This is a genomic window from Maribacter sp. MJ134 (genome assembly GCF_003970695.1).
Taxonomy (GTDB): domain Bacteria; phylum Bacteroidota; class Bacteroidia; order Flavobacteriales; family Flavobacteriaceae; genus Maribacter.
The window spans coordinates 3,259,523-3,282,594 of sequence record NZ_CP034570.1 but is presented as its reverse complement, the minus strand read 5'-3'; the positions used below and the strand labels follow the sequence as shown (position 1 = coordinate 3,282,594).

Annotated in this window: 19 protein-coding genes and 1 CRISPR repeat array (1 of these 20 cut by a window edge); of the genes, 6 read left to right on the top strand and 13 right to left on the bottom strand. The window is 33.0% G+C overall.

Features of this window, described 5'->3' with window-relative positions; translation table 11 throughout:
- Window positions 1-836: a CRISPR direct-repeat array (repeat unit 37 nt; unit sequence CTTAAATACCTATCCATTTAGAAACTAGGATTGAAAC) (it extends 4,523 nt beyond the left edge of the window).
- A gap of 454 nt (window positions 837-1,290) precedes the next feature.
- Window positions 1,291-2,544, top strand: coding sequence for a site-specific integrase (locus tag EJ994_RS14190; protein ID WP_126593084.1), 1,254 nt, complete (start codon window positions 1,291-1,293; stop codon window positions 2,542-2,544).
- Between the two features lie 36 nt (window positions 2,545-2,580).
- On the opposite strand, the gene EJ994_RS14185 is transcribed toward EJ994_RS14190, so the two are convergent.
- The 7 genes from EJ994_RS14185 to EJ994_RS14170 all read right to left on the bottom strand — a co-directional run bounded on the left by EJ994_RS14185 (window position 2,581) and on the right by EJ994_RS14170 (window position 8,547).
- Window positions 2,581-3,747: a hypothetical protein gene (locus EJ994_RS14185; RefSeq protein ID WP_126593083.1), complete on the bottom strand. Its 1,167-nt coding sequence runs from the start codon at window positions 3,745-3,747 to the stop codon at window positions 2,581-2,583.
- 75 nt (window positions 3,748-3,822) lie between these two features.
- Window positions 3,823-3,966: a hypothetical protein gene (locus EJ994_RS17475; protein WP_164721476.1), complete on the bottom strand. Its 144-nt coding sequence runs from the start codon at window positions 3,964-3,966 to the stop codon at window positions 3,823-3,825.
- Window positions 3,967-4,120: 154 nt separating this feature from the next.
- On the bottom strand, window positions 4,121-4,258 hold the full coding sequence (locus EJ994_RS17470) for a hypothetical protein (RefSeq protein ID WP_164721475.1): 138 nt from the start codon (window positions 4,256-4,258) through the stop codon (window positions 4,121-4,123).
- A gap of 305 nt (window positions 4,259-4,563) precedes the next feature.
- Complete coding sequence (locus tag EJ994_RS14180; RefSeq protein ID WP_126593082.1) at window positions 4,564-5,775, bottom strand: peptidase, M50 family protein; 1,212 nt, start codon at window positions 5,773-5,775, stop codon at window positions 4,564-4,566.
- Complete coding sequence (locus EJ994_RS14175) at window positions 5,765-7,660, bottom strand: prenyltransferase/squalene oxidase repeat-containing protein (protein ID WP_126593081.1); 1,896 nt, start codon at window positions 7,658-7,660, stop codon at window positions 5,765-5,767. The genes EJ994_RS14180 and EJ994_RS14175 overlap by 11 nt, the downstream gene beginning before the upstream one ends.
- Before the next feature lie 213 nt (window positions 7,661-7,873).
- Window positions 7,874-8,008, bottom strand: coding sequence for a hypothetical protein (locus EJ994_RS17735; protein ID WP_262707415.1), 135 nt, complete (start codon window positions 8,006-8,008; stop codon window positions 7,874-7,876).
- Window positions 8,009-8,259: 251 nt separating this feature from the next.
- Window positions 8,260-8,547, bottom strand: coding sequence for an HTH domain-containing protein (locus EJ994_RS14170; RefSeq protein WP_126593080.1), 288 nt, complete (start codon window positions 8,545-8,547; stop codon window positions 8,260-8,262).
- 311 nt (window positions 8,548-8,858) lie between these two features.
- Here EJ994_RS14170 and EJ994_RS14165 point away from each other — a divergent pair, with 311 nt between their 5' ends.
- Entirely contained in the window at window positions 8,859-9,680 is an 822-nt protein-coding gene (locus EJ994_RS14165; RefSeq protein ID WP_126593079.1) for an RteC domain-containing protein, read from the top strand.
- On the opposite strand, the gene EJ994_RS14160 is transcribed toward EJ994_RS14165, so the two are convergent.
- The 5 genes from EJ994_RS14160 to EJ994_RS14145 all read right to left on the bottom strand — a co-directional run bounded on the left by EJ994_RS14160 (window position 9,677) and on the right by EJ994_RS14145 (window position 17,258).
- Window positions 9,677-11,824, bottom strand: coding sequence for a prolyl oligopeptidase family serine peptidase (locus EJ994_RS14160; RefSeq protein ID WP_126593078.1), 2,148 nt, complete (start codon window positions 11,822-11,824; stop codon window positions 9,677-9,679). The two genes, EJ994_RS14165 and EJ994_RS14160, sit on opposite strands and share 4 nt — an antisense overlap.
- Before the next feature lie 60 nt (window positions 11,825-11,884).
- Window positions 11,885-12,028, bottom strand: coding sequence for a hypothetical protein (locus tag EJ994_RS17465; protein ID WP_164721474.1), 144 nt, complete (start codon window positions 12,026-12,028; stop codon window positions 11,885-11,887).
- A 72-nt stretch (window positions 12,029-12,100) separates the two neighbouring features.
- Window positions 12,101-13,768 carry a hypothetical protein gene (locus EJ994_RS14155; protein WP_126593077.1) on the bottom strand — a complete coding sequence of 556 codons (1,668 nt, stop codon included), beginning with the start codon at window positions 13,766-13,768 and terminating at the stop codon, window positions 12,101-12,103.
- 21 nt (window positions 13,769-13,789) lie between these two features.
- On the bottom strand, window positions 13,790-15,085 hold the full coding sequence (locus tag EJ994_RS14150) for an HlyD family secretion protein (protein WP_126593076.1): 1,296 nt from the start codon (window positions 15,083-15,085) through the stop codon (window positions 13,790-13,792).
- Window positions 15,072-17,258 carry a peptidase domain-containing ABC transporter gene (locus EJ994_RS14145; protein ID WP_126593075.1) on the bottom strand — a complete coding sequence of 729 codons (2,187 nt, stop codon included), beginning with the start codon at window positions 17,256-17,258 and terminating at the stop codon, window positions 15,072-15,074. The genes EJ994_RS14150 and EJ994_RS14145 overlap by 14 nt, the downstream gene beginning before the upstream one ends.
- Before the next feature lie 313 nt (window positions 17,259-17,571).
- On the opposite strand from EJ994_RS14145, the gene EJ994_RS14140 reads away from it, so the two are divergent.
- On the top strand, window positions 17,572-17,859 hold the full coding sequence (locus EJ994_RS14140) for a helix-turn-helix domain-containing protein (RefSeq protein WP_126593074.1): 288 nt from the start codon (window positions 17,572-17,574) through the stop codon (window positions 17,857-17,859).
- A complete protein-coding gene (locus EJ994_RS14135) occupies window positions 17,856-18,992 on the top strand; it encodes a hypothetical protein (protein WP_126593073.1) in 1,137 nt (378 codons plus the stop codon). Before EJ994_RS14140 ends, EJ994_RS14135 begins: the two co-directional genes overlap by 4 nt.
- A 212-nt stretch (window positions 18,993-19,204) precedes the next feature.
- Here EJ994_RS14135 and EJ994_RS14130 read toward each other — a convergent pair whose 3' ends face one another.
- A complete protein-coding gene (locus EJ994_RS14130) occupies window positions 19,205-19,819 on the bottom strand; it encodes an N-acetylmuramoyl-L-alanine amidase (protein ID WP_126593072.1) in 615 nt (204 codons plus the stop codon).
- Window positions 19,820-20,009: 190 nt separating this feature from the next.
- Between EJ994_RS14130 and EJ994_RS14125 the strand changes: the two genes are divergently transcribed.
- Both EJ994_RS14125 and EJ994_RS14115 read left to right on the top strand, forming a co-directional pair.
- Entirely contained in the window at window positions 20,010-20,297 is a 288-nt protein-coding gene (locus tag EJ994_RS14125) for a hypothetical protein (protein WP_126593071.1), read from the top strand.
- Window positions 20,298-20,607: 310 nt separating this feature from the next.
- Complete coding sequence (locus EJ994_RS14115; RefSeq protein ID WP_126593069.1) at window positions 20,608-23,016, top strand: TraG family conjugative transposon ATPase; 2,409 nt, start codon at window positions 20,608-20,610, stop codon at window positions 23,014-23,016.
- Window positions 23,017-23,072: the final 56 nt, after the last annotated feature.

Here is a 23,072-nt window from a genome sequence, read left to right as displayed (position 1 = left end):
AATACCTATCCATTTAGAAACTAGGATTGAAACAAATTTTTGTCCGGGTTTATGGTTATTAGGAAATAATCTTAAATACCTATCCATTTAGAAACTAGGATTGAAACTCGCAACGTGGCATACATCTACACGTTGCAACCAATCTTAAATACCTATCCATTTAGAAACTAGGATTGAAACCTAAACTTCCTTCCCCGCTGCTGTTTAAATTGGTTCTTAAATACCTATCCATTTAGAAACTAGGATTGAAACACAATTGACTTTCACCCAACATTAAAGCGGTTTTGCTTAAATACCTATCCATTTAGAAACTAGGATTGAAACTGCTTATCGCCGTATCTATAACGCGCACCAAATTGCCTTAAATACCTATCCATTTAGAAACTAGGATTGAAACTGGTATTGATTAGCGGTTTAGGGAAATAGGCCTGCACTTAAATACCTATCCATTTAGAAACTAGGATTGAAACACATATTGTGAGGATTCCATTTTATCCTTGCGCGACTCTTAAATACCTATCCATTTAGAAACTAGGATTGAAACCATCCACACCTTTGAGCATAGACCCTGTGGTAGGATCTTAAATACCTATCCATTTAGAAACTAGGATTGAAACTGGCCTGTTCCTCCATACCTACGTGGCATTCTGCCTTCTTAAATACCTATCCATTTAGAAACTAGGATTGAAACTGGAATGATAAATACGGGCAATATGATGGACTAAAGCTTAAATACCTATCCATTTAGAAACTAGGATTGAAACTTTTCTTAGCCAACTCTTCACCGTTCATAGCGGTACTTAAATACCTATCCATTTAGAAACTAGGATTGAAACGCCATTTCCTAGATTCTTAGTGTTAGACATTTAGGATTAATCCATTCCTTGTACAAGTCGCACCAAAGCTGGACAACACTTTATTCTAAAATGATTAATAAATATAATCCGGTAACGCTCTTTCTAGCCATGTAATTAAATCGATACAAATAAGACCATAAAAAGCCAAAAAATGAGTGCAAATTGAGTGCAAATAAAAAAGGCTCCAAAAGGAAAACTCTTGAAACCTCTATATTTACTGGTGGAGAATACCGGATTCGAACCGGTGACCTCTTGCCTGCCAGCCTTGAATTTCACATTCAACTAAATTCAGAATATTTTATATATTATTGATTTTCAATTATTTACAAAATATAATATTTTTTGAAATCATATGATTTCGTTTGATTTCAAGAAAAAGTGTGCAAAAAGTGTGCAATTTTTTTCCTAACTTCTTACAAGATTAGACCTTAAAATGGCCGTTGTAAGACTGACTTTAGATACTAGAAATAACTCCAAAAGGAAAGATGGTACTTTTCCTATTGCTCTTCGTGTTCATCATAGGAAAACTCGATTTATAGCTCTTGGTTTGTCTACTTCCATAAATGGATGGGATGATAGAAATGGTCGATTGAAAAAATCAGATCCCTCTAACAAATACAAAGATTACGATTCAATCGAAGACGAACTTCACGATAAATTGCATCTTGCCAAGAAAAAAATTAAAAGCTTTGGGAGTGATATTTCAAAAATCGATGTGGATTATCTTGTTAAGGAAATCAAGCTTTCTTGGGATAGTGTAATCGATACACCTGAAAGACATAGAATAAATAACGGAACAACGTTATTGGAGTGCGGAACCAAAATCATAAACAGAAAGCGACGGATGAACTCTCCCTCCACCGCCGAGTGGTATGATAGCTGTATAAAAAGGTTTTTAAAGTTCAATAACACCAAGGATATTCGGCTTGATGAGATAACTGTAAGCCTTCTGCAGGATTATGAAGTGGATTTTGTAGCTAGGGGAAATAAACCGGGCACGATCAATTCCTATATGAGAGGTATACGGGCACTTTATAACAAAGCCATCGAAGAGGATGAATTTGTACCCATGAGAAACCCTTTTTTAAAGTACAAAATACCTTCTAGTAAAACGACCAAAAAAAGAGCTACATCTAAAAACAACTTTTTGGAAATAAGAAATTTACGCTACCCCAAAGATTCTATCCTTTGGCATGCCAAAAATTATATTTTAATCATGTTTAACTGTAGAGGTATGAACTTAATAGATTTGGTCAAACTAAAATTGAAAAATATCGAAGGTGACAGGCTATATTACGGGAGAAGTAAAACAGGTGATCCGCTTTCGGTTAAAATAACTGTTGAACTTTCAGCGATTTTAGACCATTATACTTTAGGTAAGAATAAAGAGGATTATCTGTTTCCTATTAACTATGATGGAAGTACAGAGCATTATGAAAAATATAAATCTATTCGCAGACGTGTGAATGAACGGCTAAAAATCATTGCAAATGATGCAGGTATTGAAGAAAAATTTACTACCTATACGATACGTCACTCTTGGGCTACCATCGCCAAATACCTTGGTGTTTCGACAGAAGTTATACGCGAGGGGCTTGGTCATAATTCTATGCGTACCACCGAAGTTTACCTAAAAAGTTTTGAGAATAAAATTTTGGATGAAGCCAATGAATGGATTGTTGCCTAACATTGACACTGTCCCACTAAATGTGTGAGGTCTAGATTATTTATTAATGCTATCATTAATAAATTCAAGTTCTTCAGAAGTCAATAGTATTTTATTTTCTAAATTTTTATAACTAGTTATATTTTCGTAAAATGGCTTTTCAAGGTCTATTATTTCTGAGTTTTTTATTGATTTACTTTTATAGCTTTTGGTTATAAATAATTCCTGTCTGATATCAAAAGAATCAGTGTTTCCAGAATAACTTATAGTGCCTAATAACTGAGATTTGTAAGAGCTTAAATTATAAATACTGTTATTAATCTGTTTGAAGTTCAACTCCATAATTTGCCGTTGTGTCTGTCCGGTATATTTTGTCCGCTTTCTTTCGGAATATTCTTCGTATGAAAAATTATTATAATCAAGGATAAATTTGAGGTAAATAATAGCACCCTTTTCATCAAAAATCAATTCACTTTTGTTTAACGAAGCTATTTTTTCATTATTATCAAAAACGTCTGAGGTGAAAATAACTTTAGTGGAATTTTCGTTCTTAATTAACTTATCAATATAAATTTCATTACAATAATCCAAGAGATATAAAATATAGTAGTTTAGATGAAATGTTGGGACAAGGCTTTTATTTTCAATAAATCCTGCTTTTGACAGAGTAGAATCATTAGAGATTTTAGAATAATCTATTTCAACTAAACTAAATTCACTTTGCTTATTCAAGTTCTTTTTAAAATTGTATTTATAGTCTTTGTGCCACCATTTTAACTGCACTTGTATAAGTCTCGCCAATTTATTGTTTGTTCTATATACTTCCTTATAAGTACTCTCATTAGTTATTGCCAGAGTAGGGTAATATTTGCTATAATTCTCAAAGGTAGTTCTCAATTTTTTTTTCAAATCAAAATTAGTCACAATCACTTCGCTGAGTGTATTTTCTTTGGGAACTAAATAAATAGTATCAATAGTAGATAAATTTTCATATGATACCCTGCTCGAAGAATAGTTGATATGGCTAAAAGTCAACGAATCCTTTCTTAATTCAATTCTAACTTTTCCGCTAGCATTAGTAATTGAACCTTCATTTAGTTTCGGGTAAAAAACGTTTACTAAATCAAGACCTTCGCTAGTCTCGGAGTTTAATACTACCAAATCTTTTGTTTGGCTGAAAATTCCAAGATGAAAAGCAAAGGCTAAATAAAAAAAGAATTTCATCTTCATAACAATTTATTAATTTAATGACGGTGAATTATCGAAGTAATTCCCCGTCATTGTTAAACTAAACTGAAACTATTTGATTCCTAATTTGAATCCAGCCTCCATTTTGCCATCGCTTGTTACTTTGCCATTGATTTCAGCTGATTTAATCCAGCCCATCTCATAGCGCTTTTCTAAGGCTTCAACCTCAAAAATTTCCAAAACTTCGTTTTGCATATTACTAAAATTAATTATTAATAAAAAACCTTCTTTATGTAGGCATCAGCTTTTTCCTTTTTGTAAATGTTTAAGTCAATTGTTATCCTGTATTATATCAGTTTGCTTTCAATGGTCCTCTCGCCTTTAAATTAAACTTTAGTCGAGGTATTTATTATTCAATCTCACCATATGCTTCAAGGTCAGCCCTGTCCTTTGCCGATACCAAAGCTTTAGCCTTCCAACCCATCTCAAAACGCTTTTCAAGTTCTTCTACTTGAAAGTTAACTAGTACTTTGTTTTGTTGTTTCATTATATTTAGTTTTAACCGTTAATTAGATTTTTCACCTTAATTACAAACTTTTCAATCCTGAGTCATTTACCATTCGTTAATTGGCTTATCAGATAATTGGTAGTCACCACCGACCTTTTTTTCTTCCCCAACCCATTACAAATCTTTTTTCCAATTCTTCAATTTCAAATTGATTTACTATTTATCGTTCATAAATATTTCTTTTATTGTACTTAATTACTAACGTAAATGTAACTGCAGCCACTGCATAATCCTTGCAGTTACAATTTTTATATAAGTAATTTAGAAATTGTAGTCTTTACTGATTAGGATAATAGTTTCATTTTTGCAATTTGCTTCCGAATAGAACCAAAACAGAGCTTTATGATAAGCGAGTAGAACATTAGAGGGACGATTAATTCTCCGTATTTGATCAATGAAAATTCAGAACTAGGATCAAAAAGACTCCTTAAAAAGTTATAGGCATTTTTGGGAAAATCAAGCAAGGAATTAGGGTTTTCAATTAAGACATAATATAGAAATAGGCCTATAAAAACGAAACTCACAGAGCCATAGGCAAAGAGAAATACATCTTTGACCTTCCATTGAATACGTTTTCTAAGAAAAATGAATTTAAAAATATCCTTTACTTTATTAGCTGAATGAAAGAACAGATTCGGCTTATTCGTTAAGTCAGACAACACCCAATAGCCGTCACTCCTCAAAAAAGGGTTGAGATTAAATAAAGTGTATAAACAAACCGTAATTGCGACAAGTAATAATATGTTGTTTCCCAATAAAAAAGCTATTAGACATAAAATAGAACAAAAAACAAGTTCAAAATACATGCCCGATATGTTCACGATAATACGCTGTCTTTTGCTTAATCGCCAAATATCGGTGACATCTGCATAATAGACAGGAGTAAACAAATAAAATCCTCCACCGATACCGCCATGTTTAGCACCGTAATAACTGGCCGCAGTAGCATGTCCTAACTCGTGAAACGTGACACTTGAGGCCATTACAGAAAAAAAATAAATCATGCTATTCTGAAGATTAAATGACTCAAAAAGGCTATAATTAAAAAACAACAATGATGATATGATTGCTGTCGATAGACAAAGAATTAAAATCACATATTTTCTTTCGAATAAGAAGTGCAGTTTACTTGTAAGCTTATGAACGATCTTTTCTGGGAAAATGATAAAACTTAAATTCAAATAGGATGGTTTTTCATACCCTTTGATTTTTTCAGTCATACCTTCCAAAATACCATACATAGAAAGTTTTTCGTAGAGTAAGTCGTGAATTGTAACTACATTTATTTTTTCTCCAAAGGAATCAAAAAAAGATTGTGAAAGTTCATTTAAGGTCTTTTTACCATCTACCTGGCATAATAAATTGTACACTTTATTATTTATTTTTAAATAGTGTCGGTGTGTCCTATTGCTTAAAATAAATTCGTTTTCTGTGAGTCTGTTATATTCTACATCATCTGAAAGCACGGGTATTAAATCACTATAATTAGTTGACATTACATAATGCTTTAATGACAAATGCTGTCGTTATCGTTTTACTTTTATAAGGCTCTTGGGCTTTGGGTTTTATGAAATTAATAGCTTCCCAATAACCACTAGGGTGTTGATTTGTTTTGAGATAATCAATTGCCCTTACAACAGATTTGTGGTCTTTACTAAAAAATAACTTTAGAGACAGTAGGGCGAAAGCAGTTGTAAGGGCATCTGACTTACCGCTATCTAACATAGAAAAACCCCCATCCAGATTTTGTTCCTCTAAAATATATTCCAATCCTTTTTGAATATAAATCGAATGTTGCTCATCATATTCATTCAGCAATCTCAGACATACATAGGTACCATAAAAGTTACCATAGTACCATCTACTTTCCCAAAATCCTAAATGATTTTGATTTTCTAAAATGAACGATATTGCATTTTTAATTGTTGATTCATATTGAGTTGAATCATAGATGGAAAGCGCGTAAACAAAATTTGCGACCACTTCTACGTCTGGACCTTTTCCCCATTTTGTAGAGTTGAAATTTTCTTGTTTCTCTTGTAAAACATTTCTATTTTGTTTTGGCACAATCCAAGTTTCAATACCACCCGATTCCGTTACCCTATCAGATAAGGTTAAATCGATTGCATTTTGGCAGTAATTTGCTATATGCTTTCTATTACCTGACTTGATAAATAGTTGCATTATTTGCCCAAGGTCATCAATATCAGCAGCAATTTCTTTTACCTTGGGGAAATAGGACCAAGCTCCTATAGCATCTGGATTTCGTTGCCCAATTAAATAGTCACATTCAAAATCGAAAAAGTCAGCAACATTAACCTTATACTCCTTACAAACATCCATCAAACAATCATTTAACATAGCTCTCTGAAAAACGTCTGAGACGTGTACCTGGTCATAATTCTCAAAGCCTTCTTGATTACTTAAATACATGATATGCTTTAAATCAGAATAATTTTTCAAATAACAGTCTTTCAAATAATGAAGAGCATTCTTTACCATTTTGTTTTGAACATTATCGTAGTTAAAGAAGTTGTATAATCCATATTTGTTATCCTTTATTTCTATTCTTCTCTCAATCGTTTTAATATAACCCACGGTAATATCAAGATAACTTTCAATGGTCTGTTTCATTTCAAAAATCACTTCTTTCCATTCACTATCTCCTTTTAAATCTTCTATGATTTTAATAGCTTTTTTAAAGTATGATATTGATTGAGTCATGATTTTTGGTCCCATACCGTTAATAAAAAGTAGCTTGTTCAGGGTTCTAATGTCGCCCTTGTATTTGTCATGGTAATTCTCATTCCTCTGTTGATAAAGTGCCCAATTGAATTGTCCTTTTTCAAAATCTTCCTTAAAATCCTTAACATCGTCATATAATTGAAACCCAACTGAAAAATAGTAATGTGATTTTAACAAAAGCCGATATAGTTCATCATCTGCTTTATTCGAAAGCAGATATAAACAATCGATAGCCACCTTACCGAAAGCCGCTTTTTTATCAGCTAAATCCTCATATTCGGTCAAGCTTATATTTGAATCGTAATCAAGTTTTTTCTCAATTTTTACTGCTGTGAAATACTCTTGTCTTCTTTGATTCCAATATTTCCAAAAATCCGAGTCCTTCCCATAAACCGAAGTCAGCATTTTAATCGTTTCTTCTTGCAAAAGAGTTATCATTGGAAAATTGGCAAACTCTTTATCATCGATTAAGGAGTCGGTCAATAATGTGGAATGGTAATAAAAATAACCAGCTTTCGATAATTGATTTATTACTTCCGGGTTAATGTCTGTAAAATACTTAGCGAATAATCGCGGGTAGTTTTGATAAAAAACCGGTGAGCTATCTTCTTTTACTAACGAATTTATATCTATCATAAATTTAAAATTTTACAAAGAATTTAAAATTTAGTCGTCTTAATTTTATCAGTTTGGACAACCACTTATTGACGTTTTTAATGATTCCTTAAATCAGAAAAATTCCATTTTAGGCAAAAACAAAAGATATATTATCACAGTTTACAGTTAGAAATTCACTAATTGTAGCAACTTTGATTCAGATTAATCTGACTGCCCATCGTATTCAAAAACTTATTTTTGATCTGGAAGTTCACACTCGCATGCATCTTCTAGAAGTAACTCAAGCCTACGTCCCCAGCCCATTTCAAATCTTTTTTCAAGCTCCTCTATTTGAAAATTTTTTAATACTTCATTCTCTTTTTTCATAATTTTACGTTTACACTATTCCAATAATTTCCTTTTACGATTTGTATCGTTATCTCTAACGGTAATCTATTTTATATTCGCAAACATATTATCTCTCACTGCACTAACCTTGCAGTAGAGCTTTTTGTTAAATCTATCCATGAAAATCTACAAGATAAAATGTGCCAAAAAATCATTCTTTACGAGAGCTTCATTTGTAGTTTTATCAAAAAAATATACCCAAAAACATATATGAATTCTGACAAAAAAATTTACTTTAAATAACTTCCGTCAAAAATTTCAGTGGTTTCATTCTTGCTGACTATTAATACAGATATATTCACGGTAAACCGAAAATCATCGTAGTAATAATAAGTTTTTCGACTTCTGTCGTAACATATGCTCGCCTTATAATCCTTTAAACGATCTATCAAATTATAAACCAACCTTTCACTTATGTACATTCTTCTCGCAAGTTCCTTAGGGGAGCCTGTTTGCTCATCTTCAATAAGTAGGTGAAGTTGTTGTAGGCGCTCTAGATTTTTGATGGAAATAGACATAAATAAGCTGAGAATATTTAAGTTCGATTACGAAAATGCTCATTACTTATTTAGTATTCTATCAAAAAAAAACGCTATTTATAAATTGCAATCGTCATTTATAAATAGTGACTTTTATTTACCAATGTTTGAATTGATTTGGAATTATGTTTAACAAAAGGCTTTCCGCAGAAATCTAGGTTGTAAATAATTCCAAAAAATCATTCTATTTATAAAACACTGAAAATCATCTTTTTATATTTTATAGTTTTTTTTGACATTTATAGTGTTGGTTTCCCAAAGTGAGCTTTCCTCTTTTAATATACTTGGATATGAAGAAGAGAATAAATTCTATAGAAAAATTTGAGAAGCAAGTCTTGAATATTGAAGAACGGCACCTAGATATACAAAATACATGTGAACAAGTTGTAAGGCTTTCGAGTAAGTTTCTTTCAGAAAAGAAAACAGAGATTATCGCTTCCGGCTTTGACTCTATTGAGGAGGAAATAAAGTTTTTTAAGAATGATAAACAGGTAGTACTTACTTCACTACTTTATTATTCTGAAGTTTACGAAATAAATTCTAAGCTTTCATTATTGACCGATGATTACAAGCATAACTTTTTAAATGAAAAAATTGGTGTTATTAATAAATTCTTTCTAAAACATTTTGAGTTTATTCAATATGTAGAGACCGGAAGAAATTATTTAGACGAATTTTATTTTACTCGAGGCCATCTTGATTATTTAATATGTAAGAATCAAGAACTTGAAATATTAGATCCTAATTTTAATACACCTAAGGACAGGCTGTTAGCAAAGATTATGGCTAATAAAAAAATACTCTCTTTTTTACAAAATGAGCAGAAATTTTCTAGAAAGGTTTTGACGAATTCAAATAAAAATATAAAATGGACGTCTTCTAAAACCTCTTTGGTAGAGCTAATATATGCTTTGCACAGTGCAAGGGTAATAAACAATGGCAATATTGGGATTAAACAAATTACTCAAGCCTTACAATCCACCTTTAATATTAAAGTTGGTGATGTTTATAGAATTTATAATGAAATTAGGTCAAGAAAAAAGAGCAAAGCGAAGTTCTTGAACGAATTGGAAAGTGCTATTTTAAATTCGATGGATTCTCTAGAAGTCTAATATTCTCTGTCAAGTTCGTTAATAGTAAAAAACAGCATTCTTGAATAATCTTCTAACCAGTCAATGTCATGTTCTGCATTAATCTTAACATCAAGCAAATAAGGTTTTTCATGATTTTCAGTTGAAGATTGTAAGAGAGCAATAAGTTTCCCGCCATCTGATGGAGGTACTAAATAATCATTAAAACCAATAATGATATATGTGCTAGGATATTTAATTCCTGAAGAAAAATTTACAACAGGATCCATTTTCAATAAATCTTTGTAACTCTGCTCCTCTTTCACAGTTCCAAACTCAAATATATTATCAGAATCATCAAAATCTTTCATTGACTCGATTCTTATTGGATTCAATGACGGTAAAAATCCTGTAAATACTTTGTATAGGTCCGGTCTACTATTAACTGCCATTGCACCTGCAATACCACCTGCACTATTGACGTTTAGAGCCAGATTACCCTTATCTACAAAACTATTTTGCAATAAAAATTCGCTACAATTGATTAAGTCTTTCCATGAATTTTCCTTCAAAGATTTCATTCCTTGTTCGTGCCAATCAGGTCCTTTTTCACCCCCACCCCGTACATGTGCGGTAACATATATGTTTCCAGATTTTACAAAGTCCGCAATAGATGGATGAAACCAAGGTTTTTCCAGAAACCCATATGCCCCATAAGCTGTAATAATTGCTTTGGTATTATTAGTTTTTTTGAAATCCTTATTTTTTATAATACTTAAAGGAACTAACTCTCCATCATGTGATTCTACCTCAATAATCTCAGTAACAATATTGTCAAACTCTGGATATTCAGCGAGCATCCCTAGCTTATCTAAAATCAAAGTGTCTTCCTGTACCTTGTATCTAAAAGGGTTAGCAGACCAAGAAGATAGATTTACCCATAAATCACTTTGGTAGGGTGATCTGAAATCAAAAGAAATTTCTCCAGTCACTTTAGGAAGAGGAATCTTCTTTTTGAAACCGTCATCATTGGCTTTATATAATTTTTCAGATACACCATTATTGGATACAGAAAAATATATACCGCCTGATGTTACCTTAAAGTTTTGTAGTTGCTCGCCTCCTGAACTTTTATATATAACAATAGGATTCTTAAAGTCGGGGTTCTTTAGGTTTGTGTAGCACAATTCAAGGACATTATTATTTATTCTTTTATAATAATACTTGTGGTCTTTTTCTATTCCATAATCATATAATACTTGGTCTTGCTCTTGAAATAATAATTTCCAATTTAAATTATTACTAAAAAAATCATCTGCAGTTATGTAATAACAATCCCAGTGATTTGAAGCATTACCAATATAGGTAAACAAATAATTACTCTGTTCGGATCTAAAAACAGGAACCGGATAATATTCCTCACTGAAATTTAAATTATTTGATTTATTCTTAAAAATTGGAATAGTTTTGTGTTCATTAGAATTAGTGTTTACATATGCTGTATAGCTATTTCTATCGCTATTCTCATTGTTCAAATCTGGATATTTGATAAAAAGTATGGACTCATTGTCTGGAGACCAGATTATACCACCTGCCTTATTCGGTTTTGTATTAAGGATGGGGTTACCAACAATTTTACCAGTAGAGGTATCCAAAATAACGATTTCATTAAAAAAGACGTCTTCTTTGCCAAAAGCCAGGGCCAATTTTGACCCATCGTAAGATGGTTTATAATATTCTATATCATATGTTCCATCCTTGTAATTAATAGATTTGTATATGCTTTTTTCAGTATTTGTTAAGGTGGATTTTTTAATTAAATTTAATATGGGATTATCTCCTTCATATATATAGGTTAGAAAATAAACGTTACTATTTTCATCATATTTAAGATCATATGCGTAATCATATTCTCTATAATATAGGGACTCGTGGTGTTCTTTTAATTCTCCATATTTAGGGTTATTAAGAAAATATTGTTCAGCAATCGAATCCTGAATTGTAAACCAATTCTTAGATTCTTCACTTTTGAAGTTTTCAAGATTTGAAAAGTTATTAGTGTAAGTTATATCAAAATTTGTGATGCTTTCAACAATGTTGTTTGTCTCTGGATAGTCAAAGGTTTTTTGTTTTTCACAGTTGTAAAGAAAGACTATTATTAACAGAGAGAAATAGGGGTGTTTCATACTTCAAATATAAGAAACCCTATCAAATTGATAGGGCTAATTAATATACCATTAAGTGGACTATTTCTTTTTTCTAGGTGGTACAGGACTGGGAGGCCTTTTAGGCATTTTCTTAGGATCAATTGGGCCACCATCCCCACCTCCTTTAATCATTGATAAATTCGTAATTTCAGAATTTTCAAAATGTGTTTTCATTTGTTTCATAATTCAAGGTTTTTAATATTGTCAGTAATTTAATGATTTGAATTAAAATTTGATTCATTTAGATTCTGCAATTTATAAATTGCGAGATTTTATTCCTTTTAGAAACATATAAGGAGTCAAACCAATTTTTTCTTTTAATGCCCGCGTAAAAACATCTAAAGAATTAAATCCAAAATATTCTGCAAGAACGATATTTGATTTAGTGCCTATGAATTCAGGATTCTCCTTTAAAAAATTTATAGCGTACGTAATTCTTAAATCTTTGAGATAACTCGAAAAATTTTGTTCCTTAGTTACATTTACGATCCTACTTAGATAAGTACTGTTAGTATCAAGTATTTTCGAAAGCTTTTGCAAAGTCATTTCCTTATCCAAAAAGCCCTTTTTCTCTTCCCATTGCTCCAGACCAGTAGTTATATTATAATAAATATGTTCATCTAAATCTAAATCGTTTCGAATTATGTTATTCGATATTTTCGGTACTATTCTTTTTGATAATACAGATTTTAATCTAATTTCAATAATTCTATTTCTATAAATAAGAAGTGAGATAAGCACTAAGAAAGCTGCTAAAAGAAGGATAAGCCATTTTTTGAGGAGCTTTTCACGGTTTATTTTAACTTCCAATTCGGATTTAAGGTTTTGGAGTTTCGGTAAATCAAATTGTGATTTACCGATATTTCTGACATTTTTATACCTATTAAATTGGATACTATCGTAATGAATCAGTTTTTTTAAATATTCTAGTTCTCTTTCTTTATCATTTTGATTTATAGCATCCGATAGTAATGTTTGATATATATCCTTTACATTATCCAAGCTTTTTAATTCGCTTCCAATAATTGAATCTATTTTTTTAAAATAGGCAAGCTTACCTGTTTGGTTTTGTAATTTTTCCTCAATATTTCCCAAATAATAGTATATATCAGCCTTGGACATTTCGGGCATTGTTTCAACATATTTTTGCAGAGTGTCTCTAGCGACTAAAAATTTATTATCATAGTAATTTATTTGAGCTCTAAAAATGCTTAGGCTATTTAAAAGTTCCTTTTCATTTATTTTTTCTGCCAATATGATTGCATCTTTTGTGGTAGTCCTTGCAGAGTCTAAATATCCAATCTCCAAATATCCTTTTGCTAGATTTTCCATTGTGACCAATCTTGTATAGTCTGCACTTCTTATACTTTTATTATTATTTGCCAAATAGATAAGTGCTTCTTTATGTAGTTTTAATGCCTGTTTTTCTTCGCCATAACTAACTTTTATTGATGCTATACCATTCAGGCAATCAACTGTTTGCTCATAATTTTTAGTTATTTTGGATAAATCATATGACTTTATTAAATTGGAAAGACTAGAATCTATCTTCCCATTTTCGTAATAAATTAAGCCTTTCATATAATAAGCAGTGCCAGGCAATAAATAATTAATTTCCTTTTCTGAAATTGTTATTGCTGAATCGGCGTATATAATCGCTTTCTCATCCTCTTCGAAGAACATAAAATAGTAATACGCCCATGATAACTCCTCTAAATTATTTTCAGATTTAGCTTTTTTTAAATGAACATTTAGCACGTTTCTAATTGAATCAAAATCATTATTTGAAAACAACTTATCTTCTAAATCTCTAAGAGAATCATAACTTGAATTCATATCAAGAGAAACAGAGTCCTGTTTTGAGTATAGAAAAGAATTGTTCAAAACAACAAGTAAAACAATCAACACTCTTTTATATTTCATCGATGATTTTTTAACAAAAAACTATTGCTGAATATTTTCCCAAATATTTCTAGCTCCGTAAAATATTCTCCTTAAAAGTGATACTTCCTCAAGAATTATTTTTGCTTGGCCTAACATTTCCTGTCTAAATTCTATTTCCTTTCCAAAGGATGTGGTCAAATCTGGAATGGAAACATAAACGGAATAATAAACCTCTTCTCCCTTTTTAGGAGTTTCCGAAATGGCATTTACAGTCCCCCATAAATGTCCCCATTCGTGGAATGGATAATTATCTAGTTTTATAATAACTTTTTGACCTAGTCTAAGTTTTGCGGAATTCATAACTGGAACTTTACATTTTCCTATAAGCAAATTTCCACTCTCCGGTACTATAGTTATTATGTGCTCTCCTTCATTAACATTTTGGTGATTTTTCCAAATATCAAAAACCGTTACTTTTCCAGAAACAGGAGTCTTAAGTGTGTAAATATTCTCCCATTGCTCTATTTTGCTCTTTAATTCTTGTCTTGTTAGTTGTAGTTCAGAATTAAGGCTAGAACTATTTGAATAATTTTTATTTAATGATTCTTGACTGAGATTTTTTAGACTAAGTGTATCCGCTTTCAATACTTCTATCTGTTCTTCAATTTGACTTACATCATTTTTAGAGATAATTAACTGCTGTTCAAATTCATCCAATTCTTGTTTGGAAATAACTCCCTTTTTAAAAAGTCCGAGTTGTCTTTTATACTTTTCATTTGACAACCAATAATTTCGACTAGCCGAAACTGAACGTCCCTGTTTTATCTCTAGTTGTTTTTTCAATTTAAGAATTCTAGACTTTAAATTATCACTTGTAAGGCTGTCTTCTTTAAGGTTTAAAAACAATAAATATTCTTCAAACGCTTTTAAAAAACTTTGATAAGAATAGTGTATATCTGTCTCCAATTCAAGATTACTTGGGAATTCCTGAAACAATTTTTCTACAGTACTGAACAATACTATATCGTTTTGTAATTTTTCTTTTAAGTAGAAGATATCCTGATAATTTGACGAATTTTCTATTACTGCAAGAATTTCGTTTTCATGTACATTCTTTCCCGATTCAAAATTCTTATATACTAATCTTCCACTTTTTCTGCTAAACAAATCAATTGGAGGGTTCTCACTGGTTACAAGAATTTCTGCATCTAAAATTTCATTATATCTGAAGATTCCGGCAAAGACAAAAATCAGAAAGAAAAAAAGAAACGTAAACAATGTCCCCCACCTTAACATCCAACCGGGAGGACGACTTAAAAAAGAATCTTCAAAATTTTTGTAGTTAGATATTTTCAAAATAATCCATTTGATTTTGTACTAATTCCCAATATACTGACTTGTTCTTAATCAGCGATTTATGATTTCCTTCTTCGACTAATTTTCCGCTATCTAAAACTATAATATTGTCTGCATTTCTAATTGTAGATAACCTATGTGCAATTATGACCACAGTCTTGTTTTTATAAAAAGACTCTAAATTTTTGAGAATATTCGTTTCATTAATTGAATCCAAAGAACTGGTTGGTTCATCTAAAAAAAAATAATTTGGATTCTTATATATTGACCTTGCTATTAAAATTCTTTGCTTTTCGCCACCGCTCAAACGAATCCCATTATTACCAACTTTGGTTCTAAGTTTGTATGGAAGATTTTCAACAAAATCTTCGAGCATGGAATATTTAATAGCTTTTTTTAATTCTTTTAAGTTTGTTGGTTGTTCTGATTTTGATTCGGTAATATTTCTTTCGATGGTATCGTCAAAAAGCCTTCCTTCCTGTAAGACAACGCCGCAAAGTTGACGCCATTTTTTTATGCTTAAATCATTTAAACTATGATTACCTACATATATACTGCCCTCAGTTGGGGGATAAAAGTTCAATAAAAGCCTAAATAAGGTAGATTTCCCAGAACCGCTATGCCCTACAATCGCCGTCACCTTACCTCTTGGTATTGATAGGGAAACATTTTTTAAAGCATAAGGTGTTCCGGGTGGTCCATACCTAAAGGAAACATTTCTAAAGATAATAGAATCATGGTCTGCTTTTAAATCATTTTCCTTGTAAAATTCTTCAGGTTTCTCTTGGTATACCTCATATAATCTACTTGCAGATAGTTCAGCTTTTTGGTAATCCAATAAAAAACTCATCATATTATTCAATGGCACATTTAGTTGTCCTATTATAAATTGAATGGCTAGCATTACTCCTAAACTAAAAGTACCCTCAATTACTGAATATGCAGATACAAATACAATTACAATGTTCTTTAATTCATTTAAAATTTGTGCGCCATTCATCTGCATATGGCTTATTCGTAGATTCGAGGACGTTACCTTAAATAACTTCAATTGTGTTTCATACCATTCTTTTTTTCTTCTTTCTTGTGACCCATTGACTTTTATATCTTCTATTCCATAAATTAGTTCCAAAATTTTTGATTGGTTCTTAGCACTGGCTTTAAAATAGTCTTCATCTAAAAGAGCCTTCTTTTTCATAAATGACAACGACCACAACACATATACAAGAGAACCAAAGAAGAATACTCCAAATATTAATTTGCTGTAGAAAATAAGAACTAAACCGAAAAGAAATACGTTGAGTATGTCAAATAAAAAAGTTAAAGACCCATTGGTTAAAAATTCTTCTATTCTCTCATTATCATTAATTCTTTTAACTAAATCACCAACACCTCTTCTTGTAAAAAAAGAAACTGGCAAGAGTATAAGTTTTGTAAGGTAATCGGACATCATTCTAATATTGACACGCATCGAAATATGGAGAAGAATCCAATCCCTAAAAATCTCAATTAAGCCTTGAATTAATATCAGAAAAACTTGACAAATTAAAAGAATTTGAATGAATCCCAAATCCTCATACTCGATGCCATAATCAACAATACTTTGGGTAAAAAATGGCAAAGCAAGTTGAATAATTGAGGATACTAATAAACCTAATATTAATTGACTTAAAAGACCTTCAAAATTGAGAAAATGCCTTATTATTTGCAGTAAATATTTACCCTTTTTACCTACATTCTTATTAAGAAAATCATGTGTTGGCTCTAAAGTCATAACTACCCCTTTTTCGCCCTCGCTATTCCATTTTTTCTTAAACTCTAGAAAGTTTAAATCATATTTACCTCTGGCCGGGTCGGATACGTATACTTTAGACCTACCAATTTTATATACAGTAAGAAAGTGATTGCCCTCCCAGTGGACTATACATGGCAGGTTAACCTTAGTTTCCAAATCCTTCCAGGAGACAAAAAATGAAAAAGTTTCGAATCCAATTGTTTGGGCCGCCTCTTTAATTCCTGCAAGTGAAACTCCCTCTCTATCAATATGAGAATGTCTTCTTAAAGATTCTAAGGAAACCTCTTTTCCATAATATTTAGCAATAATTTTAAGACAGGTAGGCCCACAGTCCATAGAATCCAACTGTCTAAAATTTGGAAAAGACTTTCTTAACATTGGTTAATGGTTGGAATTAGCTTTCTAAATATATATCAAAATAGCAGACCTACAAGAATACTGCTATTTTTCGCACAAATCCTCGGTGTAATACACTAATTCAAAACTTCTAATAGATTTTTGTTTTATTTTATTTTGTTGAAATATCGAAACCCCATTCAATTCTTTCTTGACGGTGTTTATATTAATTTAAAATGTTAAAATTTCACCCAACTTGGGTGAAACTTGTGAAATTATTCCATCAGTATCAACCAAATTTGTATTGAAACCAAAGTATTTAAATTGATATGTAATATCCTCTAAAATTAACACTATGCCAACAAACATAATTACTTCGGAAGATTTAAATCTGTTCAAAGAAGAGCTTTTAGTAGAATTCAAGCAACTTCTTATAAAATATGAAAAGGTCACTATTGACAAATGGATAAAATCCAATGAAGTCATGCAGAAACTCGACATCAGCCCCGGAACACTGCAAAATTTCAGAATCAATGGCACTATTCCCTTTACAAAGCTAGGAGGGATAATTTTCTATGATGAAGAAAAAATCAATGAAATCCTAGAGAACAATGAAGTAGACTTTAAAAAAAGAGCGGCATGAAAATAGCAACATATAATATCCAAAACATTTTCTATCGGCATATTGACTTGGTCAATATGGAATACGAACAAAAATTCGAGCGTTGGAAAGACGAATTTGAAAGCTTGCTTGGGAAACAATACCGAAAAGATCAGGACTTTTTAAGAATGCGCGAATTAGCTTACTTAATGAGACTTCACAATTTAGCACGAGGAAGCACTAAAACCATAGAGTCTGATTTCTTTAACAAATCTGAATCCGTTTCTAAGACCGGTATAATTAGTGATGATTGGCAGGCGAAGGAAAACACATGCACTGTTCCTATTCCACTCAAAGCTTTGGCCAATAAAATCAAGGTCATTTCAGACAATAATCCCGAAGTTCTTTTGCTACAAGAGGTTGAAAGTAGAGCGTCTCTTATCAAACTGAACGAGTTAATCTATAAGGAGAAACTAGAACTAGGTTATAGAGAAATAATACATCTTGATGGAAATGGTGGAAATGGTTTAGGTATGGGTATTATGCTAAAGGATGGTTATCGAATCAGAGCTATACAATCGTTCTCTAGTGAAAGGGACATTGATGGAAGTTTCCTTTTCACAAATGACCTTCAATCCTATAAAGTGGAAACGCCTAAAGGTCAATTCATTTATATTCTATGTGTTCAACTCTCATCTGATTCAGTAAAAGAAAATATTGAGAAAAGAACCCGACAAGCAAAACTGGTTTCGGAGGAATATGAAAAATTACGACTAGAAGGAAACGATTATATTATGGTTCTAGGAACCTTAAATGCACCAAGGTACTCTAAGTCTATTTCTCCAATTTTTAATACGGATATGATAAACATTTCAGAATTATCAAATTTTGAGGCCGAACTGGATACCGGAATGGATACCGGATACTATAGAATGGGTGCATATCGAAAAGGGGTAAATGTTGAACAGCATGACTATTTACTTGCATCGCCTGGACTATTTTCGAAAGTAAGCGGGAGCGGAATGAACCGTAAAGCCATGTGGCCTACAAAAAGACCGATTTGGGAAACCTATGAATCAATTCAACAGGAAAGAGATTCGGCGAGCGAACATCCTTTATTATGGGTATCTCTCAATTTGAACCGATCAACCTCTGCGGCTAAACTTAGTGCATAAATATTTTATAATTTCACTAAACAAATAAGGATTTTTTATTTAAAGTAAGTCGTCAAAATCATATCATTTATTTACGTTTTGACGACTTCTAAATTGAAAATGATTTACTAATTACAATTTCGAATAACTTCAGATACCTCCTTATAGACTAAGACCACAATACTTTTGATATTACCTATAGCTTCAAACCATAGTTCTCTCATAACTCTTATTTAAATGGACATTAATATGGATAAAGCCAATGCCTTCCTGTTTTGGCTGTCATTTAAATAGTAGGACTCACTTGAATTGGACAAATACCCAAGCTCTAATAGAAGCGCAGGACAGTGCTCTTTTGTTTCCCTTAAAACCTGAAAATTGCCCTGTTTAGGTTTTCTAGTCTTAAAACCAAGGTCCTGATTTAGCTCATTCAAAATTATTTTCGCATACAACAGAGATAATTCATTACTATCATAGGTATAGATTTCTGCACCTTGTATGTTAGTATCATTTAAATGATTACAATGCAGCGAAATGAAAACATCAGGTTTTAGATGTTTGACGAGCTTGGTTCTATCAGTCAATGAAATCAAGGTATCCTTTCTCCTTGTCAAATAGATGTCATATTTGGATTCCAATAAACTTTTGTTCCAAGCTATCATATACCGGACAATGTCTAGAACAACATCCTTTTCCTGAAGCCCACCTTCGGAAACAGTACCTGAATCGCTTCCCCCATGCCCGGCATCAAGAACAACAACTTTGCGCCCTGTTTGTATGGTTTGCCCTATAGTTTTGTTGTTGCTTAGCATCAATCCACAAATAAGAACGACTATTCTTGCCTTCATCGATTCATGATTTTCAGATTCTTCATTGAGCAATATTCAACGAATCTTCCAAAACCATAAACTTCCATCAAAAATTAACGCTATTCCTAGTTAATTTTTAGGAATCCTTCGGCAAAAAGTTCATTCCACTTCTACATTTCATAATAATTAATCACAGGCCGGAATCGTTTCGACCTTAAAATTATCAGTTATGAGAAAAGCTAAAAGTCTAACGCTGGCAATGCTTTTAATGAGCCTTGCCAGTTACGCACAGGTCGGTGGAATCGAGGATTCCGTAAACGATGTATCGGATACTATCCGTGCCATCTTTCCCATTATCCTTGGGGTCATCTTTCTAATTGGTTTCCTATTTAATGCGGGTCACTTCTTTGGGGAGAACGCGGACCTCAAAAAAGGTATTACCAGGGTACTTGTATTTGTACTTATAGCAGGTGCCGTGGTCGGCATTTTTACCTACCTCATTTCAATAGTCGTGTAATGTAATGACCCGCATCGCGGGATTTGATTTAAAAAGACTATGAAAACATATGAGGTTTACCGGAATATTCGCAAAGGAGCATTGATATGGGGTCTGCCCATATCGCTCTTTGCCCTTTTGATTGTGTCTGTCGTAGCCTCGTTATTGGTCATCATCTTTTCTTTTAGCCTGATGATTGTCCTCTCACTGTTTATTTGGAATGCTTGCCTCTTTATCGGGCTCAACAAAATGAGCAGTAGTACCCGACTCTTAAATGTTCGAAGAGTATTCCCTAAAAGTATCAGCAATAAAAAAGATAATATCCTGAACCATGTCGAAAATCAATATCTCTAAATATCATCCGATAACGGACATCAAGGACCATTTGATATTCTCAAACAATGGGAATATCGTGGCCTGTTATCGTGTAGAACTTCCCGAAATCTATTCCCTTTCGGAAAAGGACTTTGAGGATATGCACGGCAATTGGTTTCAAGCTATCAAATCCTTACCCGTAGGTACCGTTGTACATAAACAGGACATCTACTTCAAGAGATCTTTCACTTCAGAAAACCTGCCCAATGATACCTTTCTTTCGAAGGCTACCCATGATTATTTCAAGGGACGGCAGCACATGGAACATCATGGATATCTGTTCTTTACCCTAACCAAGAATAAGCAGCTCAACAATCCGAAATATGTTAACCCTTTCAAAAAGGTGGATGCGAAAATCCCAGAGGTTTTACAAGAGAATCTGCAGCGCTTCAAAGCTGCGGTCAACGATTCGGTTTCTTTTATCAATAACGGGAGGAAGATTTCATTGATACCGCTCAAGAGCCATGAAATCATTTCGATGAGTTCGGACTACTTCAATGGCTATAATGACGGATTCGATACAGCAATCGAACTTGGAAAAAAGAACATCCAGATTGGAGAACACCATTTTGATGTACTGACCGTGAACAGCGAAAGTTGTTTCGGTGAAAAGGTACAGACCAGTAAGATCAACGAACGCTTTACGTCCGACGACTTTATCTTCCATCAAGGGTTCATCGACGGTCTTGGACTTTCCTTGAATGAAAGTCATATGGTCAACCAGATTATCTATCTGGACGATAAGCAAAAATGGCGCAAACTGTTGGACAAGAAAATCGAGGAACTGAACAAGAGCTCCAACTTCGGTTCACAAAACAAAGTGGTCCTGAAGAAAATCCAATACATCCAAGACCAGATTAACAATGATGATAGTTCCAGGATTATTCGTGGACACTTAAATGTTATCTACTGGCACAAGGATGAAAAACAGCTTGAAAAAATCGCATCCAAGATCAAGACCGAATTCAAGGAATTGGATATCGTTCCCTATTACCCAAGCAGCGAGGAACGAAAAAACTATTTTCTCAATAGTTATTGCTGTTTCTCGTCCAATTTTTCCAACGAGGACCTATATGTAACCGATTTGAAGCATGGACTTTGCATGCTGATCAACAACACGAATTATAAGTCGGACAAAACCGGTATCATCTTCAATGACCGGGAGCATAATATTCCCGTATTGAAAGATGTCTGGGATGAGAAGAAGAAACGAATCAAGGCTCGGAACTTTGCCATTTTCGCACCGACCGGGGAAGGAAAATCATTTCTGGCCAATAACATCCTTCGTCAGTATTTCGAAATGAACGTCCGTCTGGTCATCATCGATCTCGGGGGTTCATATACCAAGTTCGCTCAGTTATACCCTGAACAGTATACTGTACTGCGTTATGAAAGTGGTCAAAATCTCGGAATAAATCCATTTTTTATAACAAATGGTGACGATGTCACCCCTGAACGGTTGGAAGACCTATCCGTATTCCTGTTCGAGCTTATCGCATCGGACCTCAAAGTGACCAAGGCACAATCCGTATCCCTAAAAAAAATCCTTCAGCATTACTACAAAACCGTTTCCAATGCCCATTCGTTGGAGAGCTTTTACGGGTTTATCCGAAATAATCGGGAACAACTTTTGGAAATGTTGGGAATTGATAAGGCCTATTTCAATATTACCAACTTTTTGCACATCCTATCCGAATATGTGGAAGGTGGATTGTACAGTTTCCTCTTTGAGATGAGCGAAGACCAATCCTATAAAATTGAGGACAAAAGGCTCATCGTATTCGAACTGGACGAGGTAAAGGACAACAAAGAAATCCTGTCGGTAATGCTCAAGCTCATCAAGACCGCTATCCAACGGACTATTTGGAGGAACAAGGAAGAAAAGGGCATCATCCTTTTCGATGAGTTTGCCAAGCAACTCAAATTTCCCAATGTACTGGAGAGTGTGGAATTCTACTATCAGGCTATCCGAAAGCAAGAAGGTGCAATCGGCATCATTTTACAATCCATAAATCAATTACCGGACAATTCCACCTCCGCCAGTATCCTCGAAAACACCCAGGTTATTTATAGCCTGAACAACGAAAAAGGCTATGACGAGCTTATTAAGAGACTCAATCTTTCAAGCCACGACTTAAATCAGCTCAAATCCATTAAGAACGATTTGACAGGGGAGCGGAAGTATACCGAGATGTTCATCAAGATCGGTAAGGAAAGTAACATCTTTCGATTGGAAGTGCCGCCAGAAGTATTTGCGGCCTACCTCACCGACGGCTCCGACAACGAGACCATAATGGCCCTTTTTAAAAAGCATAGTGATATGGAATTGGCAATTAAAGAATTTTCACGGCTTAAAGCCGCATAGTCACAATAGAAAAAAGTTTAACAAGAAGTCAAGAATATTCGACTTCACAAAACCCA

What these genes read in the sequence shown, in the direction of transcription:
- EJ994_RS14190 (WP_126593084.1), top strand. Translation starts at nt 1,291, where the DNA reads ATGGCCGTTGTAAGACTGACTTTAGATACTAGAAATAACTCCAAAAGG.
- EJ994_RS14185 (WP_126593083.1), bottom strand. Translation starts at nt 3,747, where the DNA reads ATGAAATTCTTTTTTTATTTAGCCTTTGCTTTTCATCTTGGAATTTTC.
- EJ994_RS17475 (WP_164721476.1), bottom strand. Translation starts at nt 3,966, where the DNA reads ATGCAAAACGAAGTTTTGGAAATTTTTGAGGTTGAAGCCTTAGAAAAG.
- EJ994_RS17470 (WP_164721475.1), bottom strand. Translation starts at nt 4,258, where the DNA reads ATGAAACAACAAAACAAAGTACTAGTTAACTTTCAAGTAGAAGAACTT.
- EJ994_RS14180 (WP_126593082.1), bottom strand. Translation starts at nt 5,775, where the DNA reads ATGTCAACTAATTATAGTGATTTAATACCCGTGCTTTCAGATGATGTA.
- EJ994_RS14175 (WP_126593081.1), bottom strand. Translation starts at nt 7,660, where the DNA reads ATGATAGATATAAATTCGTTAGTAAAAGAAGATAGCTCACCGGTTTTT.
- EJ994_RS17735 (WP_262707415.1), bottom strand. Translation starts at nt 8,008, where the DNA reads ATGAAAAAAGAGAATGAAGTATTAAAAAATTTTCAAATAGAGGAGCTT.
- EJ994_RS14170 (WP_126593080.1), bottom strand. Translation starts at nt 8,547, where the DNA reads ATGTCTATTTCCATCAAAAATCTAGAGCGCCTACAACAACTTCACCTA.
- EJ994_RS14165 (WP_126593079.1), top strand. Translation starts at nt 8,859, where the DNA reads ATGAAGAAGAGAATAAATTCTATAGAAAAATTTGAGAAGCAAGTCTTG.
- EJ994_RS14160 (WP_126593078.1), bottom strand. Translation starts at nt 11,824, where the DNA reads ATGAAACACCCCTATTTCTCTCTGTTAATAATAGTCTTTCTTTACAAC.
- EJ994_RS17465 (WP_164721474.1), bottom strand. Translation starts at nt 12,028, where the DNA reads ATGAAACAAATGAAAACACATTTTGAAAATTCTGAAATTACGAATTTA.
- EJ994_RS14155 (WP_126593077.1), bottom strand. Translation starts at nt 13,768, where the DNA reads ATGAAATATAAAAGAGTGTTGATTGTTTTACTTGTTGTTTTGAACAAT.
- EJ994_RS14145 (WP_126593075.1), bottom strand. Translation starts at nt 17,258, where the DNA reads ATGTTAAGAAAGTCTTTTCCAAATTTTAGACAGTTGGATTCTATGGAC.
- EJ994_RS14140 (WP_126593074.1), top strand. Translation starts at nt 17,572, where the DNA reads ATGCCAACAAACATAATTACTTCGGAAGATTTAAATCTGTTCAAAGAA.
- EJ994_RS14135 (WP_126593073.1), top strand. Translation starts at nt 17,856, where the DNA reads ATGAAAATAGCAACATATAATATCCAAAACATTTTCTATCGGCATATT.
- EJ994_RS14130 (WP_126593072.1), bottom strand. Translation starts at nt 19,819, where the DNA reads ATGAAGGCAAGAATAGTCGTTCTTATTTGTGGATTGATGCTAAGCAAC.
- EJ994_RS14125 (WP_126593071.1), top strand. Translation starts at nt 20,010, where the DNA reads ATGAGAAAAGCTAAAAGTCTAACGCTGGCAATGCTTTTAATGAGCCTT.
- EJ994_RS14115 (WP_126593069.1), top strand. Translation starts at nt 20,608, where the DNA reads ATGTCGAAAATCAATATCTCTAAATATCATCCGATAACGGACATCAAG.